This is a genomic window from Aureimonas jatrophae (assembly GCF_900104035.1).
In the GTDB taxonomy this organism is placed as follows: domain Bacteria; phylum Pseudomonadota; class Alphaproteobacteria; order Rhizobiales; family Rhizobiaceae; genus Aureimonas; species Aureimonas jatrophae.
The window spans coordinates 406,807-423,891 of record NZ_FNIT01000001.1 but is presented as its reverse complement, the minus strand read 5'-3'; the positions used below and the strand labels follow the sequence as shown (position 1 = coordinate 423,891).

Here is a 17,085-nt window from a genome sequence, read left to right as displayed (position 1 = left end):
TCCGCCGGATCACGCGCCCTCGCCGGCCTTCATGATGTAGCCCGAGCCCCGGACCGTATGAAGCAGCGGCTCGCCGAAGTCGCGCTCGATCTTGGAGCGCAGGCGCGAGATGTGCACGTCGATCACGTTGGTCTGCGGGTCGAAGTGGTAGTCCCACACGTTCTCGAGAAGCATGGTGCGCGTCACCACCTGGCCCGCGTGCTTCATCATGTATTCGAGCAGGCGGAACTCGCGCGGCTGCAGCAAGATGGTCTTGCCGGCGCGCCGCACCTCGTGGCTGAGGCGATCGAGCTCCAGGTCGCCGACCTGATACTGCATCTCGACCTCGCGCGTCCCGCGCCGTCGACCGAGCACTTCGACGCGCGCGAGCAGCTCCGACATCGCGTAGGGCTTGGAGAGATAGTCGTCGCCGCCCGCCCGCAGGCCGGTCACGCGGTCGTCCACCTGTCCGAGCGCCGAGAGGATCAGCGCGGGCGTCGCGTTCTTCTTGTCCCGAAGACCCGAGATGACCGACAGGCCGTCGCGTTCGGGCAGCATCCGGTCCACCACGAGAACGTCGTAGTTCTGCGTGTCGGCCATATGGAAGCCGGTCTCGCCATCGGCCGCGTGGTCGGCCTGATGCCCGGCCTCCTTGAAGGCCTTCACGAGATAGGAGGCGGCCTCCCGGTCGTCTTCGATGATGAGGATGCGCATGGGGTCGGATGTAGGGGAGACGGCGGCCAGCGTCATCTGATCCTCCGGCGGTTCGAGGGGACTTGATCGTAAAAAGGGCGGCGAACCCGCTGGCTCGCCGCCCCGATGCGCTCGGGCGGCCCCGCCTCCCCATCGGGGAAAGCGGGGCCTCGCTGATGTCAGCTGCCGGCGATCGGCAGCGCGACGAAGCGGTTCTGGTCGTTCTGGCGCAGCTGGAACAGGGCGGCCTTGCGGCCCGAGTCCTTGGCCGCCTTGATCGCGTCCTGCACCTCGCGCTGCGAGTTCACGGCCTTGCCGTTCACGGCCACGATCGTGTCGCCGGCCGACACGCCGCGGGTCGCGGCCTCGGAGTCCGGATCGACGTCGGTCACGACCACGCCGTTGCCCTCGTCGGAAGGCGTCAGCGTCAGGCCATAGCCCTGCAGCGACGACGGGTTGACCGGCACGCGGCTGTTGTTGTTGCCCTGGTTCGACGCCTCGTCGAGCGAGGCGATGTTGCCCAGCGCCACCTTGACGTCCTGCGCCGAGCCGCCGCGCCACAGGGTCACGTCGACCGTGGTGCCAGGGCGGTAGGCCGCCACCTTGCGGGCCAGATCGCGCGGTCCGTCCACCGTCTCGCCGTTGACCGCGGTGATGACGTCGCCGGTCTGGATGCCCGCCTTGGTGGCCGGGGTCTCGGTGTCCGGCAGCGTGACGATCGCGCCCTTCTCGTTGCCCAGGCCCACCGCCTCCGCGATGTCCTTGGTCACCGGGGCGATCTGGACGCCGAGCCAGCCGCGCTGGACATTGCCGTTCTCGCGCAGCGACTGCACCACGGACTGGGCGGTCGAGGCGGGAATGGCGAAGCCGATGCCGACCGAGCCGCCCGAGGGCGAGAAGATCGCCGTGTTGATGCCGATCACCTGTCCCTGCTGGTTGAAGGCGGGACCACCCGAGTTGCCCCGGTTCACCGGCGCGTCGATCTGGATGAAGTCGTCGTAGGGACCCGCGCCGATGTCACGGCCGCGCGCCGAGACGATGCCGGCCGTCACCGAGCCGCCGAGGCCGAACGGGTTGCCCACCGCGATCACCCAATCGCCGACGCGAACCTTGGAGTCGTCGGCAAAGTTCACGTAGGTGAACTTCTGGTTCTGGGCATCGACCTTCAGGAGGGCGAGGTCGGTGCGCGGATCGGTGCCGATCAGCTTGGCGTCGTACTCCGTGCCGTCGTCCATCACGACGGTGTACTGGGTGCCGCCGTCGACCACGTGGTTGTTGGTCACGACATAGCCGTCGTCGGAGATGAAGAAGCCGGAGCCCTGAGCCATGCCGCCCTCACGCGGGGCACGGCGCTGGGGACCGCGCTGGCCGGGAAGCTGCTGACCGTTCGGGCCTTCGAAGAAGCGGCGCAGCGGATGCCCCTCGGGCAGGGAATCGAACGGCGACGCGCCGTCGCCGTCGTCGGCGGCGGGCCGCACGGCCTCCTTGACGCGCACCGAGACGACGGCAGGCGAGACCTTCTCGACGACGTTGGCGAAGCCGAAGCTTTCGGCGGCCGGGGCGACCTGGACGGCCTCGGCATAGCTCGGGCCGGTGGTGGTCACGACACCGGTGGAGAAGGCGAGCCCGGCGACGCCGGCCGCGAGCGCGGCGGCGGAAAGGCGGCGCTTCGTCTTCGACAGGTTCTGGATGCTCATGATGACCCTCGTTCGATTGGTTCGGTCGGGCGGTATGCCGCTGTGTCCGTGACCCGGAACGTAGGGATTGCCACCTTACGGCAATCCTTCGGGGGCATGAAACCTTGGTAAGGTGCGCCGGTCAGCGCTCGATCCGCGCCCGGCCCCGCTCGTCGCGAACGACCCAGGGCTTCAGGCGGCGCGACACGAACGGCAGCACCGCCCAGGTCATCGCGGCGACCAGGATCAGCGACGACACGACGGCCTGCGCGAGCGCCGGAAGCGGCTGCGGCAGAGCATTCAGGGCGACGTTCACCACCAGCACGATCGGCAGAACCGCCACATAGGTCATCATGAAGCGCTTCCATTTCGGACTGTCCGACTCCGCCGGCAGCTGGGCGATTCCGTTGCCGGGGTCGAGCCGCTGACGCCGGGCCGTGGAGAAGCGGTCGCCGTCTTCCATGAGCTGATGGTAACGACGGGTCCCCTCCCAGCGGTCGAGGTCGGCGGCCGACTGGAACAGGAAGACGTTGTGGGACAGCCCGCCAGTCTGCCGGAAGCGGAGCATCGCGGCGAACCCGTCGGCCGCGCGCGCTGCATCGCCGACCCCGTCGGTCCAACGGCGCAGGTCGTCCTCCTTGTTCGGGGCGACGATACGGGTCACGACGAGACAGGCCTGTGGTCCCTCATCCGTCGTCACAGAAGCTTCGTTGTTGGGCGTCATCGGGCAGCGGCACCGGATCGTCAGCCGGCTGTGCGTAGCCGTCGAACACCAGAAGTCCCGTGGCGAGCGAAAGGCTCCCATCGATCGGACGATCGCCGGGCCCTGCGCCGTCGCGCCGCGCCCGCAAAGCGGCGCGGTGTCCGCCCGAACGCTCGCGAGAAGCCAATCATGTGTGCTAAAAGAAGGCGGTTCGGTCGCCCGTCAGCGCTCGCGCTCGAGAAGGCGCTTCAAGGCCGCCTCCTCGCCGGCGTCCAGCGGACGAGGTTCGGACGCAGCGCCGGATCCGCGTCGCGCGAGCCAGACGAGACAGAGCCCGAACAGAAGAAGCGCCGCTGGCGTGCCCCAGAGGGCGACGGTCTGCCATTCCAGGCGCGGGCGCAGGAGCACGAACTGCCCGTAGCGCGACACGAGATAGTCGCGCACGCCGTCGTCGCTGTCGCCGGCCTGAAGCCGCTGGCGCACAAGGACGCGCAGGTCCTTGGCGAGCGGCGCGTCGGAGTCGTCGATCGACTGGTTCTGGCAGACCATGCAGCGCAACTCGGCCGAGATGCCGCGCGCCCGCGCTTCCAGCGCGGCGTCGGGCAGCACCTCGTCGGGCTGGACCGCGAGCGCGGCGCCACCGAGCGACAGAACGAGAGCCAGAGTGGCGAGCGCGCGACGCAACGGTCGTCCTACTCGGCCGGGACCGGCGATGCCGCCGCGCGCCGCGAGCGCGCCGGGGCGCCGACGCGCAGGCGCCGATCGCTGAGCGAGGCGACGCCGCCCAGCGCCATCAAGACGGCGCCCAGCCAGATCAGCGTGATCATCGGCTTGGTCCAGATGCGCACGACCGTCGCCCCGCCGTTCGCGGCGCTGTCGCCGAGCGCGATGTAGACCTGGCTGAAGAACCGCGTATGAATGCCCGCTTCCGTGGTCGGCATCTGACGCACCGGATAGAAGCGCCGCGCGGTCTCGATCGGCGTCTGCGCGCCGTCGGGACGGATCAGCGTGAAGCGCCCGACATCCTCACGGTAGTTCGGCCCCTCGCGCGCGGTCATCCCGTCGAAGCGCACCGTCTGGCCATCGGCCACGACGCTCGCGCCCGGCACCATGGTGGTGACGGTCTCGGTCTCGAAGCTGTTCACCGCGACGATGCCGAGAAGCGTCGCGCCGACGCCGGCATGGGCCAGCGCCGTACCGAACGCCGAACGCGGAAGGCCGCGGAACCGAGCCCAGGCCGTGCCGAGCGGCACGCGGCCGAGGCCCGCGCGGCTCGCCAGATCGACGAGGCTGCCAACGATCACCCAGACCGCGAGCCCGAAACCCAGCGCCGCGAGGATGCGCGGCCCCTGCGTGAAGGCGAGGACCACCACGACCGCCACGATCGCCGCGCCGATCGCCACGTAGAGGCGCTGAGCGGCGGCCAGGAGATCGCCTCGCTTCCAGGCTAGGAAGGGGCCGAAGGGCACCGCCAGCAGGAGCGGCACCATGAGCGGGCCGAAGGTCAGGTTGAAGAACGGTGCGCCGACCGAGATCTTCGTGCCGGTGACCACCTCGAGCGCCAGTGGGTAGAGCGTGCCGACGAGCACCGTGGCGGCGGCCGTCGACAGGAACAGGTTGTTGAAGACGAGCGCGCCTTCGCGCGAGATCGGCGCGAAGATCGATCCCGACTCGAGAGCCTGCGCCCGCCAGGCGAAGAGCGACAGCGAGCCGCCGATGAACAGGCACAGGATGCCGAGAATGAAGACGCCGCGCTCCGGGTCCACCGCGAAAGCATGGACCGACGTCAGGACGCCGGAGCGCACGAGGAAGGTTCCGAGCAGCGACAGCGAGAAGGTCAGGATCGCCAGAAGCACGGTCCAGATCTTCAGCGCCGACCGCTTCTCCATGACCAGCGCCGAGTGCAGAAGAGCGGTGCCCGAAAGCCAGGGCATGAAGGAGGCGTTCTCGACCGGATCCCAGAACCACCAGCCGCCCCAGCCGAGCTCGTAATAGGCCCAGTAGGAACCCATCGCGATGCCGGCCGTCAGGAACGCCCAGGCGAGCAGCGTCCACGGCCGCACCCAGCGGGCCCAGGCAGCGTCGATGCGACCATCGATGAGAGCGGCGACCGCGAACGAGAAGGAGATCGAGAAGCCGACATAGCCGAGATAAAGCAGCGGCGGATGGATCGCGAGGCCGATATCCTGCAACACCGGATTGAGGTCGTTGCCCTCGGGCGGCGCCGGCACCGAGCGCAGGAACGGGTTCGACGTCAGCAGGATGAACAGAAGGAACGCCGTCTGGATCCAGGCCTGAACGCCTAGCACGTTGGCCTTCAGCGTCGGTGGCAGGTCGCGACCGAACAGGGCGACGGAGGATCCGAACAGCGACAGGATCAGCACCCACAGGAGCATCGAGCCCTCGTGGTTCCCCCAGACGCCGGTGATCTTGTAGAGAAGCGGCTTGGCCGAGTGGCTGTTCTCGACGACGTTCACGACCGAAAAGTCGGACGCGACATAGGCATGGGTCAGCGCGGCGAAGCTCAGCAGAAGGAGCAGGACGCCCGCGACCGAGCTTGCCGGCCCCGTCGCCATCAGCCGATCGTCGCGCAGGCGCGCGCCGAGCGGCGGCAGCACGGACTGGACGAGCGAGAGCGCCAGCGCGAGCACCAGGGCGAAATGGCCGAGCTCGACGCTCACATGCCCGCTCCGCTTTGCGCCGCCGGGGCATCCGCGCCGGCCATGACGGCGCCCTCCTTCCACAGGCCGCGACGCTTCATGTCGTCCACGACCTCCTTCGGCATGTAGGTCTCGTCGTGCTTGGCGAGAACCGTGTCGGCGCGGAAGACGTGGTCGGGCCCGACGGTTCCCTCCGCCACGACGCCCTGTCCTTCGCGAAAGAGGTCCGGCAGGAGGCCCGCATAGGTCACGTCGACGCTTCCCACCGTATCGGTCACGCGGAAGCGCACGGGCGCGCCCTCGCCGCGCGCGACCGATCCCGCCTCGACGATCCCGCCGAGCCGCAGGCGCTGGCCCGAACCCGGCGGATGCGACAGCACGTCGGTGGGCGAGGCGAAGTAGGCGACACTGTCGGACAAGGCGGTCAGGACGAGCCCTCCCGCCGTTCCGATCACGGCGAGGATGGCGGCCAGCGAAAGGGCGCGCTTGGTCTTGCGGGTCATGGCGTTGCTACCGGTGCGGATGCGTCGAGGCCGAGCGCGGTCGCGGCGTCGCTCACCGTCATACGCCCGGGCGACCCTTGCGGAAAGACGTCGAGGGCGCGCCGCAGCGCCGCGTCGGCGCGCTCGCGCTGCCCGAGAACCATGTAGGAGCGCATCAAGCGAGCCCATCCAGCCGGATCGTCCGGCGTCGCCTCGAGGCGGCTGGCGAGCTGCGCGACCATGCCCTCGACCATCGCGCCGCGATCCTCGGTCGACAAGGACGCCGCCGCCTCGACATCGGCGGCGGTCGGGCCGCGAGCGGGCGCGGCCGAGGCCGCGCGCGCGTCCGCCAAGGCTGCCTCCGCCACGGGCCGGAACCGCGCGTCGGCCGGGGCGTCCGCCAGAAGCGCGCTCCAGGCGTCGGCGGCCTCGGCGGCCCGTCCGGTCTGCGACAGCGCCAGCGCGAGGTAGAAGCGCGCCGCCGGATAGCCGGGCTGCAGGTCCAGCGCGCGGCGGAAGCTCGCCTGCGCGTCGCCGGTCACCTCGCCGCCCGCGGCCTGCACCAGCGCCTCGCCGAGCCCCGCTTGGCTCTGCGCCGTCTCGCCCGCAAGGCGGATCACGTTGCGATAGGCGTTCGCGGCCTTCGCCCCCTCGCCCATGCGCAGGTAGACGGGCGCCACGACGCTCCACCCCTCGCCGTCGTCCGGTCGCTCCGCCAGGCGCCGTTCGATCAGTCCGACGATGGCGGCGACGCTCGGCCGCTCGGCTTCGAGGTCCCGCGCGGCCAGCGGCTGGTCGCCGATCTCCGGCGCGCCGGTGCGGTCGTAGAAGACGAAGGCACCGAGCGGCAGCAGCAGAGCCACGAACAAGGCGGCCAGAACCGGGCGCCGCGATGCGACGGACGCTCGGGGCGCCGAGGTCTCGGCGCGCAGGAGCCGCCGGCCGATCTCCGCCCGCGCGCCGGCGGCGTCGGTTGGCGAGATCGCGCCGCGCTCGACGTCCACCGCGAGTTCACGCAGCTGGGCGCGAAACACCTCGCGGTCATAGGCCTCGCGCGTGTCGTCCACCGTGTCGTCGCGCCGGCGACGCAGAAGCGGCAGGACGATCGCGGCAGTCGCAAGAAGCGTGAGAAGGGCGGCGAGAAGCCAGAAGAGCATGAACGATCCGGACGGGTCAGAAGGCCCGTCTGCCCGTTCGGGGCGGCGACATCAAGGCGGGCCTGCGCGCGATCCGGTCACGCACGCGTCAGGCAACCGGCGTCCACTGGTCCTCGCCCTGCCGGCAGGCGGTGCCGACCTGGCGCACGGTGTTGTCACCGCGCGTGATCGTATGCGTGAAGCCACGGCAGTCCTGCGAGCCGACGCGGTAAAGCTGGGTCGGCACGAACTGGCCGCGGAAGCCGTCCGCTTCCCAGCTTACCGGCTGCCCAACCGGGCCGAACTGGAGCGCCTGATATTCGGCAAGGATCGCCCGCTCCTCGGCGGACGGCGAAAGCTTGATGCGTTGCGTCGAGGCGATCGAGCCGCGCAGCGCCACCGCGCCCGGCGGCAGCGTGACCGGTTGGGCACCCGTCAGCCCGGGCAGCGCGGTGAGGTTCGCGTTCGCGCAGCCCGCCAGGATCAGCGGAACGATGAGCAGGATCGATCGACGGGCTAGGCGCATGGAACCGGACCGCTGTGGCATCCGAAACCTCGTCGCGGCGCCAGGAAACAACCGTCAGGACATCGGCGTGTCGGGCGCGCGAGGCAAGACGACCTCGGCGCGCAATCCCCCGATTTCCGCCTTCGCGAGGCGAAAGTCGCCACGGTATTGCAGAACGGTATCAGTCACGATCGACAGGCCGAGCCCGCTTCCCGCCACCCGTTCGTCGAGCCGGGCGCCGCGTCGCAACGCCTCGGCACGCTCCCGCTCCGACAACCCTGCCCCGTCGTCCTCGATGGCGATCAGGAGATGGTCGTCGTCCGGGAGGCGCAGTTCGGCGCGGATCCGGCTCCGTCCGTACTTCGCCGCGTTCTCGAGAAGGTTGCCGACGATCTCCTCGAGATCCTGCGCCTCGCCGGCGAACACCGCCCGGCCCGCGCCGTCTGCGTCGAGCTCGACGCGGCTGCCCGGCGACAGCCGGGCGATGACGCGCATGGAGCGCTCCAGCACGGGCAGCGCGGGCGTGCGGGCCACCGCCAGACCGCCCAGCGCGGCGACGCGCGCCCGGTCGAGATAGTGCTGCACCTGAACGCGCATCGCCTCGGTCTGCTCGGCGACAAGGCGGCCGCGTTCGCCGCCGATCGCATCCGCCTCGTTCCGGAGCACCGCGATCGGCGTCTTCAGCGAATGGGCGAGGTTTCCGACCTGCGTGCGGGCCCGCTCCACGATGCGCCGGTTGGAGTCGATCAGGAGGTTCATCTCTGTCGCCAGCGGCCGGATCTCGGCGGGAAACGATCCCGGCAGCCGGTCGGCGCGCCCTTCCCGCACCTCGGCCAGTGACCGGCGAACGCCGATCAGCGGATGAAGGCCGGTCAGGATCGCCAAGGCGTTGATGACGATCGAGCCGAGGCCGAAGACGCCGAGATAAAGGCCGAGACGCCGGTTGAAGGCAGCGACGTCGCCGTCCACGACGCTGGCGTTTCCCATGACGCGAAAGCGCGCGGCGTGGTTGTCGCCGTCCAGCACGACCTCCGCCTCCTCGACATAGAGCGTTTCGCCATTCAAGCCGGTGGTCCGGTAATCGCGGCGATACTGGCCGTCGAAGGGTCGCTCGCGCTCGTTCGGCGCCTCGATCCGGCCCGGTCCCAGCGAGAACGAGGACAGGCGTCCCTCCGTGTTGGCGCTGGCCGGCAGCACCTCCCAGTACCAGCCCGACAGCGGCTGGGAGTATTCGAGGTCGCCAAGGTCCGGCACGCCCACGAGTCCGCCGTCCTCGTTCACGGTCACGGCGTTGATGAGGTTGAACAGCTGCGCACGCACCACGGCCTGGAAGCCGGACTGGGCCGTCCGCTCGTAGAGCGAGGAGATCAGCGTGCCCACCACGAGAAAGGCGGCGATCGCCCAGAGGCTCGACAGGCCGATGACGCGAACCGCCAGGCTCTCGGTCGGGCGAAAGCGCGTCGGGCCGATCACGAGCCGCCCGCGTCCCCGTTCATGCGGTAGCCGAGCCCACGCACCGTCTCGATCAGATCCAACCCGATCTTGCGGCGCAGCCGGCCAACGAAGACCTCGATCGTGTTGGAGTCGCGGTCGAAATCCTGGTCGTACATGTGCTCGGTCAGTTCCGACCGCGATACGATCTCGCCCTGGTGATGCATGAGATAGCTCAGCAGGCGATACTCGTGCGAGGTGAGCTTCAGCACCTGGCCGTTCAGCGTCGCGCGAGAGGTGCGCGTGTCGAGCCGCAACGGGCCGCACAGGATCTCCGACGAGGCGTGCCCGGCGGCGCGCCGGATCAGCGCGCGCAGGCGCGCCAGCACCTCTTCCATGTGGAAGGGCTTGGCCACGTAGTCGTCGGCGCCCGCGTCGATGCCGGCCACCTTGTCGCTCCAGCGGTCGCGGGCCGTCAGCATGAGGACCGGCATGGCGCGCCCCTCCCGGCGCCAGCGCTCCAGGACGCTGATGCCGTCCATCTTGGGCAGGCCGACATCGAGCACCACGGCGTCGTAGGGCTCGGTGTCGCCGAGGAAATGCCCCTCCTCGCCGTCGCTCGCGCGGTCCACCACGTAGCCCGCGCCTTCCAGCGCCTCGGCCAACTGGCGGTTGAGGTTCGGGTCGTCCTCGATGATCAGGATGCGCATGAAACGGGTCCGGCCTCGGGTCTGTCGCGTGTCGCTTACTGCTCGATCGTGATCGTCTGGCGACGCGGCCGGTTGCCGTCCTGCGCGGGAATCAGCACGGTCACGACGCAGACCGTCCGGCCGCCGCGGTTGGCGGTCTGCACCGAAAGGACCTGACCGCCCGACTGCTGGGCGGCCTCGCGCGCGGCCGCCGAACAGCCGCCTTGCGCCACTCGAAGGCCCGTCTCCGCAACGGAATCGCCGGTTCGCGTCCCGCGCGGGGCGACGTGCAGCGCCTCGGCCGCAGTCGCCGGCAACAGAACCAGTGCGGCGAGCGCAAGCGGGCGAAGGGTCGAGGGACGCGTCATCGGTGATCCATTCCAGCAGTCCCCCGAACGCTAGCAACCCGTCGCTGAATGTCCAATGAATGGCGGGCGCTCCCACCCCGGGGAACGCCCGCCGCACCGACCTAGCGCAGCGTCTCGCGTGCGGCAAACCGGCCCCAGATCGCGACCAACGCACCGGCCGCTCCGGCGAGCGCCGTCAGCGCGCCCACCGCCTCCTCGCTAGAGGCGGCGTCGAGCTGGACGCCCGCCATGCCGGCCAGCGCGCCGGCCAGCACCACCACCGCGCCCCAGACCGTCTTCGACTTCCACCAGTCCTTCTCGTCCATGCCTGTCTCCATCCTTGTTCGCGGAGCGGCGTCACGCCGCTCCGACCTCCACGGTCCGCCACCCACCCGGACCGACCGTCGCACCCATCTGTGCGACCGATACCCGCAGCACGCCCGGCGCCTCCGCGCCAAAGGCCGCTGCGATCTCCTCCCGCGTCACCGCGAGCGAGGGCGCCTGCGTATCCCGGACGATCTCCCGTCCGTTCCCCGCTTCGATGCGAACGCGATAGCGCTCCGCATCCTCGTCCAGCGCGATCTCGTCGTCGAAGGGATCGAGGGTCGCGCGGCTGCGCCGGATCCAGCGGATCGCGAGGCCGGCGGCGTCGCGCCGGGCGCGCAGATGCGCGGGCGCCAGCGGAAGCCGCGTCTGCCGACCGAGCGCGTACGATTCGCGCAGCGCCGCGCCGTCGTCGAGCGGGCGCCCCGCCGGGACGACCAGCCAGTCGAGCGCCGCGCCGGTCTCGCTTTCGGCGAGCGGAAGCGGCACGCAGCGCTCGTCGAGCAGCACGAAGCGCGCCCCCACCGCTGCCGCCGCCCCGCCCGAACCGGCGCGACCGCGCACGAGAACGCCGAGCCGGAAGCGACCAGGCGACACCTCGTCGGCGTCGCGAAACTGCAGGACCTCCCATCGGCCCTCGCCGGTTTCCACGGCCGCCAGGTTCGCGCCGCCCATCAGTCGCGGCTGGTCGGCCGACGCGAGCGCTCCGACGGCGAGGTCCACGAGGATCCGGTTCGACCGGTCGAGGATCGCCTCGCGGCCGGCCGGCAACGGGGCGGCAAGGCGTCCCATCACCGCCGGCTGCATCACGCGGGCACGCGGGCGCATGTCGCCGCCCCCGCGCGAGACCAGCACCTCGAGCGGCACGAAGGGCCGGGCCGCCAGCGCGACGCGCGGCCCCTCACCGTCCGCCAAAAGGCCGAGCGGCGGCAGGTCCAGAAACGTAGCGAGCGGGCGCGAGGGGAACACCGGCGCGGCAGTGACCGGCGCGGCCGGGGGCTCGCGCCCGCTGCCGTCCGATAGCGCCGGGGTGAAGCCGATGCGGCGCGCCTCGATGCGGCGCATGAGGCCGTCCTCGATCCGCTCCACGCTCCAGATGCCCATCTCGCCGGCGATGCGGAGCCGGTCGCCCGGCACCACCTCGAGATCGGCCGGCGAAAGGGCGAAGCTCGCGGTCTCGCTTGCTCCCGCCAGACGTCGCAGGAGACCGGAGGCGAGGCGCCGCGCCGCGTCCTCATCGAGCGTCAGCGGAAGCTGCACCCGTTCCTGGCGGGGACGCTCCGCATCGCCGCGCAGCGCCTCCGCGACACCCGGCTGGTAGGCTCGCGCCGGATCGCTGAAGGCGAGAACGAGTTCCCCCGGGCGATCGCGGTCCTCGGTTCGTCGCCGTTCCAGGAGAGGTGCGTCCGCATCCTCGGCCACCGCTTCGATCTCGGCGATCCGGGTCGCCCGGTCGATCGTGCGCAGGCGAAGCTGGCCGTCGACCTGCGCCGCCTCGATGCCGCCAAGACGCAGCAGCGCCTCGATCTGCGAGCGGGCGCTGCCGGGCGATGCCAGAAGGAAGCCGCCGACGACGCCCTCGACGCCGGACGCGTCCACGGCCGTCACGCCATGGTCGGTCAGAAGCGCGAGAAGCAGCTCGCGCAGGGAGACCGCGCCCAGCCGGCCGCTCAGCCAGTGTCCGCGCTCCCAGTTCGCGCCGTCGCGCCAGACCTCGCGGGCGGCCGGAAACGCCGGATAGGGTCGCGCGTCCCAGCACCAGAGATGGATCGCGTCGATCGGCACCATGCGTCCGCCGTAGTGCGGCGAGACCGGGTTGTCCCGGTCGCGAAAACCCGGCGCGGTCTCGTCCCAGTGCCTGAGATGAGCGTCCAGGAAGGCACGCTGCGCCGCGTCGTCGCGATGTCCCGTCGAGAACCACGGAAGGGCGCTTTCGGCGGATTTCGGGTCCAGGAAGACGTTCGGCCGGTTCGCGCCCCGGTCGGCCGCGGGACATCCGAGCTCGGTGAACCAGATGGGCTTGGAGCACGGCACCCAGGCCGTGTCACCTCCGGTCTCCCGGCCCCCGCGTCGCTCGCGGTGGCGGTTCTCCCACCAGCTGCGGATATCCTTGGCACGGAACACCCAGGGCTTGCCGAGACCGTCCGTGATCGGCGTGCGACGTCCCGCGCGACGATCCTTGTCGTCGGCGTAGAACCAGTCGAACCATTCGCCCGCGGCGATGTTCCGGCGCAGAGCCGTCTCGTCCAGCGACGACGCCGCTCCGTCGGGCGACGAACCGTCGGCGTCGCCGTCGCGCCAGTCGAGAAGCGGCAGGTAGTTGTCGATGCCGACGGCCCCGATCGCCGGCTCGGCCCAGAGCGGGTCGAGGTTGAAGAAGACGTCGCCGGACCCGTCCGAGGGCTGGAAGCCGAAATACTCGCTCCAGTCCGCGGCATAGGTCACGGTCGCCTCCGGCAGGACCGCCTTCACGTCGCGCGCCAGCTGGATCAACGCTTCTACGAAGGGGAAGCGGTCGCCGTCGTCGCGCAGCCGCGTCAGGCCCACCATCTCCGAGCCTATCACGAAGGCGTCCACGCCGCCGGTCAGCCGCGCCAGGAACGCCTGATGCAGCACCATGCGCCGCAGGCTCCATTCCCCCGGCCCGGTGTAGCGGACGCGCCCGGCCTCCAGCCGGAAGTCCGCCGGGCTCGCGCGGCCGACGAAGCGCGCGATCTCGGCGCGTGCGTCCGCCGTCCGGTCGCTCGATCCCGGTCGTCCTGGCGCCTCGTCCAGCGTCATGCGCCCGCGCCAGGGATAGCTTGCCTGCATCGCCTCGCCGTAAGGGTCCGGCAGCGCGTTGCCGGCCGGCACGTCCATCAGAAGGAAGGGGTAGAGCGTCACCCGCAGCCCCCGCGCCTTGAGATCCGCGATCGCGCGCAGGACGCCCGCATCGGAGGGCGTGCCGCCATAGGCCGGTCCGCCCTCCGACCGGCTGACCAGAAGCGCCGCGTCCCGCTCGGTTTCGCCGACGCGCCAGGTTTCCGTCTCGTCGCGCTGCGCCGTCTCGACGCCGGGACGCACCTCGGCACGTCCGACCCGCAGATCGGTCGCGAACCACCCGACCACGAGCGCCGCGCGCGTCAGCTTCGGACAGAGCGCGGTCAACTCGTCAATTGATGCGGTCCAGTCGCTCTCGCCGTGCAGCACGTGCCGGTTCACGAGCCGGTCCTCGCCAAGGCCGACGCGCTCGCGCACCACCGCCGGGTCGAGCCCGTGCTCGCTCGCGCCGGGAATGATCGTCACGGCCCGCAGGTTGGCCTCCAGCGCGCCGACCGGCCGAACGACCTCGCACGAGATCTGCGGAATGCGGTTGCCCCACCGATCCAAGGGGAGCCGCTCGAACACGACATAAGCAAGACCGCGATAGCCCGGCGCGTTGCCGCGTCCCTGCCGCGCTTCGATCAGCGGATCGGGCGCTTGGCTCTCGTCGCCGGGGTGGAGCCGCCAGTTGACGAGCGACAGGTCCATCTCCTCGCCGTCCGCCCAGATGCGGCGCACGCAGGCGACCGGCCCCTCGCACAAGCCGATCGCGACGTTGCCGAAGTAGCTGTAGCTCGTGGTCTCGGTGCCCGCGCCGCGCCCGCCCTTGCCGCCCTGTCGCTCCGTGCTGGCGACCTCCTCGAAGCGGGTCGTCCAGATCACCTGCCCCGCGATGCGGGCGGTGCCGTAGAGGCGTGGCACGCCCGCCCCCTCGTCGGCCTCGAGGATGCGGGCGGCCCCGAGGCGCGGCCCCTCGCGTCGCCCGCCGGTGCCGAACAGCGTCTGGTCGATCGCGGCGCCGCCCAGCGCGCCCAGCGCCCGGCCCGCCATCGCCCCGAACGGTCCGCCGACGAGCCCGCCCGCCACGCCGCCGGCCGCCTGAAGAAGGATCGTCGCCATAGTGCCTCACGGAAATTGAAACTGACCGCAGATACGACGGGCCCAGGCGCCAGCCAGCGGCGAGGAGATCACCGCCGCGCCCTCCAGCGCGTGGAGAATGCGGGGGCCGGCCGCGTCGGGTTCGTCGAGGATGGCGCAGTGGCGCGCCGGGCGACCGTCCCGCCAGCGAAACAGCACGAGATCGCCCGGTCGCGCATCGCGGCGGTCGACCGCCGGAAAGTGCCGACGCGCCGCCTCCAGCAGGGGATCGCCGGTTGCCAGTTCCGCCCAATCCGCCGCGTAGGTCGGCATGGCTTCGGGTTCCGCGCCGTAGAGCGCGCGCCACACGCCGCGTACCAGCCCGAGACAATCGCATCCGACGCCCGCGCGGCTCCCCTGGTGGCGGTAGGGCGTTCCCAGAAAGCGCCGCGCCTCGCGCAGCGCCTCGTTCCGCCGCGCGCCGGTCACGGCACCACCGGAGAGCCGTCATGCGCGCCGTCGCGCTTGGCGACGCCCAGCGCCGCGTCGTTGCCCGGCATGTGCGGGAAGCCGCGGAAGTTGAGCGCGTTGCGGAACCGGTCGCGGCAGGTGCCGAACCGTCGGTCGCACCCGGCCACAAGCTGCAGCGAGGCGCCGGGCGCCGCCCGTGTGCGGGCCTGCGGCTCGGCAAACGCCAGCCGCCAGTCACCCGGCGCGTCCGCCTCGCCGAGGCCCGCCAAGAACAGCGTCTCCCCATCGAGGACGACGCGGCCGAGCCCGAACACCGCCGCGTCGACCCCGGACCCGAGCCGCGCGACGAGCCACCCCTCGCCGCTCTCGACCAGCGTGCCCGCGCGCCGCCAGGCGGCTTGCCCGAGATCGACGCCGCAGCGCCGGTCTCCCAGAACGGCATCGCACCGGCGCCGGTAGGTGCGTCCGTGCTCGTCGTCGAGCCGGGCCGCGAGCCCCCGCAGTTCCGCCGAGAAGCCGCCACCGGCGCGCCGGATCGGCCCAAGGTCGGCCACGTCGACGAGGACATGCAGCGCCGGCTCGCTCCAGTCCACGCGGAAGACCTCGATCCGGGCCCCGTCGAAGCGGCCCGCCGCGATATCGTCCTCTCGCAAGGCTTTCGAGAACAACGCCCCCTCCACCGCCGCCGACCCTGCCGCCAGCCCGGCCGCTGCCTCCGCCTCGCCCGCGGTCCAGCCGCTCGCAGCGCGAAACAGCGTGTCGGAAAAGCGCAGGTCCTCGTCGTGGTCCGTGAACCCGAACACGGCACCGTCGCGGCACGTGAGGCGCCAGGCGCTCGCCAACGTCGTGGCGGGCTGGCGCAGCCGCTCGGCCAGTTCGGCGGGAAGCTCTCTCATGCGCGCACCTCAATGAGCGGAATGGTCGGGATCTCGCCCGCCTCGAAGGCCGCGAGGTTGATCGCGAGATGGTCGGTGTAGAAGCGCACCGGCACGTCGAACAGGAAGCCCGCCGTCACCGCCGCGCCCGCGACGGGCGGTGCGTCGAAGCGCAACAACCCCGTCGCCGCGTCGAGCGCGAAGCCCGCGCCGGTCTGCGTGCCGCCGACGGCGACCCGCAGCGTGTCGGCGACGGGTTTGCAGATCGGCCGCTCGTAGGCGCCCTCGCCCGCGCCGTAGCGCTTCACGAGGGCGAACTCCGTGCGCTGGCCGTCGCCGACGCCGAGCGTCTGATCGAACGCCGTCACCGGCAGCCCGAAACGTGCCGAGGCATGGTCGAACGGGTCGCGAAAGCGGAAGGCGACGAGGCGACCCCGCCGCGCCTCGAAGAAGTCAAGCACGAGTGCCAGATCGGCCAACGCCTTCACGCCCGAGCCGGCATCGTAGCGCCGGGCCGAATGACGCTGGCGCTGGTTGCGGTTCTCGAAGCCGGTGGACAGGCGCACGATGTCGGTGCGCCGCTCGGGTCCGCCGCTCGTGCTGAGGCTCAGCCGAAGCGGAAAACGCTCGTCGCAGAAGGACGGGATGGCCATGGTCAGAGCCCCCTCTGCCCGCGCATGGCGGCGCGCGCCAGCATCGCCTGGATCTGCCCCTCAGCCCGGCGGAAGCTCGGCGCGTCCGGCGTCGAGACGTTGAAGACCACCGTCGTCGGGCCTCCCCGGCCCCCGCCGCCGGCGGCGACGCCGAGGCTCCCGTCGCTGCCGCGTCGAAGCGGCAGGATCGCCTCCGCGCCCGCCTCGCCCATCAGTCCGGCGGCGCCGCCCATCGGAAAGAAGCTCGGCGCCCGCACAACGCCACCCTTGGCGAAGGGCAGGACGCGCGCCGGCGAGGCCGCCGCGCCGCCACCGCCGCCGCCGAGCGCTCCCGTTAGGCTGCCCAGAAGCCCGTTCAGGAGATTGCCCGCCAGGTTCCCGATCGGCCGCAGCGCGCTGTCCAGCGCGAGCCCGCTGATGCGGGTGGCCAGCTGCTGCAGGACGCCTTCCAGCGACCGGCCGCCACCCGACGCTTGGCGGAAGGCGCTCGTGAAGGCCGAGCCGAGCGCTCCGGCCCGCAGCTGCAGGTCGCCCATCGCGCGATCGAAGCCGCGCGTGTCGGCCTCCACCGCGATGCGCATC

17 protein-coding genes are annotated in these 17,085 nt (G+C 71.3%); all 17 read right to left on the bottom strand.

Annotation, left to right across the window (positions count from 1 at the left end; all coding sequences use genetic code 11):
- Nucleotides 1–9: 9 nt before the first annotated feature.
- The gene (locus BLQ76_RS02110; protein WP_090669504.1) at nucleotides 10–693 is read right to left on the bottom strand and encodes a response regulator transcription factor; all 684 of its coding nucleotides are present in this window, start codon (nucleotides 691–693) and stop codon (nucleotides 10–12) included.
- 158 nt (nucleotides 694–851) lie between these two features.
- Nucleotides 852–2,369, bottom strand: coding sequence for a Do family serine endopeptidase (locus BLQ76_RS02105; protein WP_090668151.1), 1,518 nt, complete (start codon nucleotides 2,367–2,369; stop codon nucleotides 852–854).
- A gap of 121 nt (nucleotides 2,370–2,490) precedes the next feature.
- Complete coding sequence (locus BLQ76_RS02100; protein ID WP_139183898.1) at nucleotides 2,491–3,048, bottom strand: putative antibiotic biosynthesis monooxygenase; 558 nt, start codon at nucleotides 3,046–3,048, stop codon at nucleotides 2,491–2,493.
- Nucleotides 3,049–3,273: 225 nt separating this feature from the next.
- Nucleotides 3,274–3,735 (bottom strand): cytochrome c-type biogenesis protein, encoded by a 462-nt coding sequence (locus BLQ76_RS02095; protein WP_090668146.1) that lies wholly within the window; start codon nucleotides 3,733–3,735, stop codon nucleotides 3,274–3,276.
- Between the two features lie 8 nt (nucleotides 3,736–3,743).
- A complete protein-coding gene (locus tag BLQ76_RS02090; RefSeq protein ID WP_090668143.1) occupies nucleotides 3,744–5,732 on the bottom strand; it encodes a heme lyase CcmF/NrfE family subunit in 1,989 nt (662 codons plus the stop codon).
- Entirely contained in the window at nucleotides 5,729–6,214 is a 486-nt protein-coding gene (ccmE, locus tag BLQ76_RS02085) for a cytochrome c maturation protein CcmE (protein WP_090668140.1), read from the bottom strand. Before ccmE ends, BLQ76_RS02090 begins: the two co-directional genes overlap by 4 nt.
- Nucleotides 6,211–7,350, bottom strand: a complete 1,140-nt coding sequence (gene ccmI, locus BLQ76_RS02080; protein WP_090668137.1) for a c-type cytochrome biogenesis protein CcmI — start codon at nucleotides 7,348–7,350, stop codon at nucleotides 6,211–6,213. The genes ccmE and ccmI overlap by 4 nt, the downstream gene beginning before the upstream one ends.
- An 88-nt stretch (nucleotides 7,351–7,438) precedes the next feature.
- Nucleotides 7,439–7,876, bottom strand: coding sequence for a hypothetical protein (locus BLQ76_RS02075; RefSeq protein WP_170842429.1), 438 nt, complete (start codon nucleotides 7,874–7,876; stop codon nucleotides 7,439–7,441).
- Between the two features lie 33 nt (nucleotides 7,877–7,909).
- Entirely contained in the window at nucleotides 7,910–9,307 is a 1,398-nt protein-coding gene (locus BLQ76_RS02070; protein WP_090668132.1) for an ATP-binding protein, read from the bottom strand.
- Nucleotides 9,304–9,975 (bottom strand): response regulator transcription factor, encoded by a 672-nt coding sequence (locus BLQ76_RS02065; RefSeq protein WP_090668129.1) that lies wholly within the window; start codon nucleotides 9,973–9,975, stop codon nucleotides 9,304–9,306. The genes BLQ76_RS02070 and BLQ76_RS02065 overlap by 4 nt, the downstream gene beginning before the upstream one ends.
- Before the next feature lie 35 nt (nucleotides 9,976–10,010).
- Nucleotides 10,011–10,322 carry a hypothetical protein gene (locus BLQ76_RS02060; protein WP_090668127.1) on the bottom strand — a complete coding sequence of 104 codons (312 nt, stop codon included), beginning with the start codon at nucleotides 10,320–10,322 and terminating at the stop codon, nucleotides 10,011–10,013.
- A gap of 101 nt (nucleotides 10,323–10,423) precedes the next feature.
- A complete protein-coding gene (locus BLQ76_RS02055) occupies nucleotides 10,424–10,627 on the bottom strand; it encodes a hypothetical protein (protein ID WP_090668124.1) in 204 nt (67 codons plus the stop codon).
- 31 nt (nucleotides 10,628–10,658) lie between these two features.
- Nucleotides 10,659–14,546, bottom strand: a complete 3,888-nt coding sequence (locus BLQ76_RS02050; protein ID WP_090668121.1) for a baseplate multidomain protein megatron — start codon at nucleotides 14,544–14,546, stop codon at nucleotides 10,659–10,661.
- A gap of 6 nt (nucleotides 14,547–14,552) precedes the next feature.
- Entirely contained in the window at nucleotides 14,553–14,993 is a 441-nt protein-coding gene (locus BLQ76_RS02045) for an NlpC/P60 family protein (RefSeq protein ID WP_090668118.1), read from the bottom strand.
- Complete coding sequence (locus BLQ76_RS02040; protein ID WP_090668114.1) at nucleotides 14,990–15,871, bottom strand: DUF2163 domain-containing protein; 882 nt, start codon at nucleotides 15,869–15,871, stop codon at nucleotides 14,990–14,992. Before BLQ76_RS02040 ends, BLQ76_RS02045 begins: the two co-directional genes overlap by 4 nt.
- Complete coding sequence (locus BLQ76_RS02035) at nucleotides 15,868–16,503, bottom strand: DUF2460 domain-containing protein (protein WP_090668111.1); 636 nt, start codon at nucleotides 16,501–16,503, stop codon at nucleotides 15,868–15,870. The genes BLQ76_RS02040 and BLQ76_RS02035 overlap by 4 nt, the downstream gene beginning before the upstream one ends.
- Nucleotides 16,504–16,505: 2 nt before the next feature.
- A complete protein-coding gene (locus BLQ76_RS02030; RefSeq protein ID WP_090669501.1) occupies nucleotides 16,506–17,084 on the bottom strand; it encodes a phage tail tape measure protein in 579 nt (192 codons plus the stop codon).
- Nucleotide 17,085: the final 1 nt, after the last annotated feature.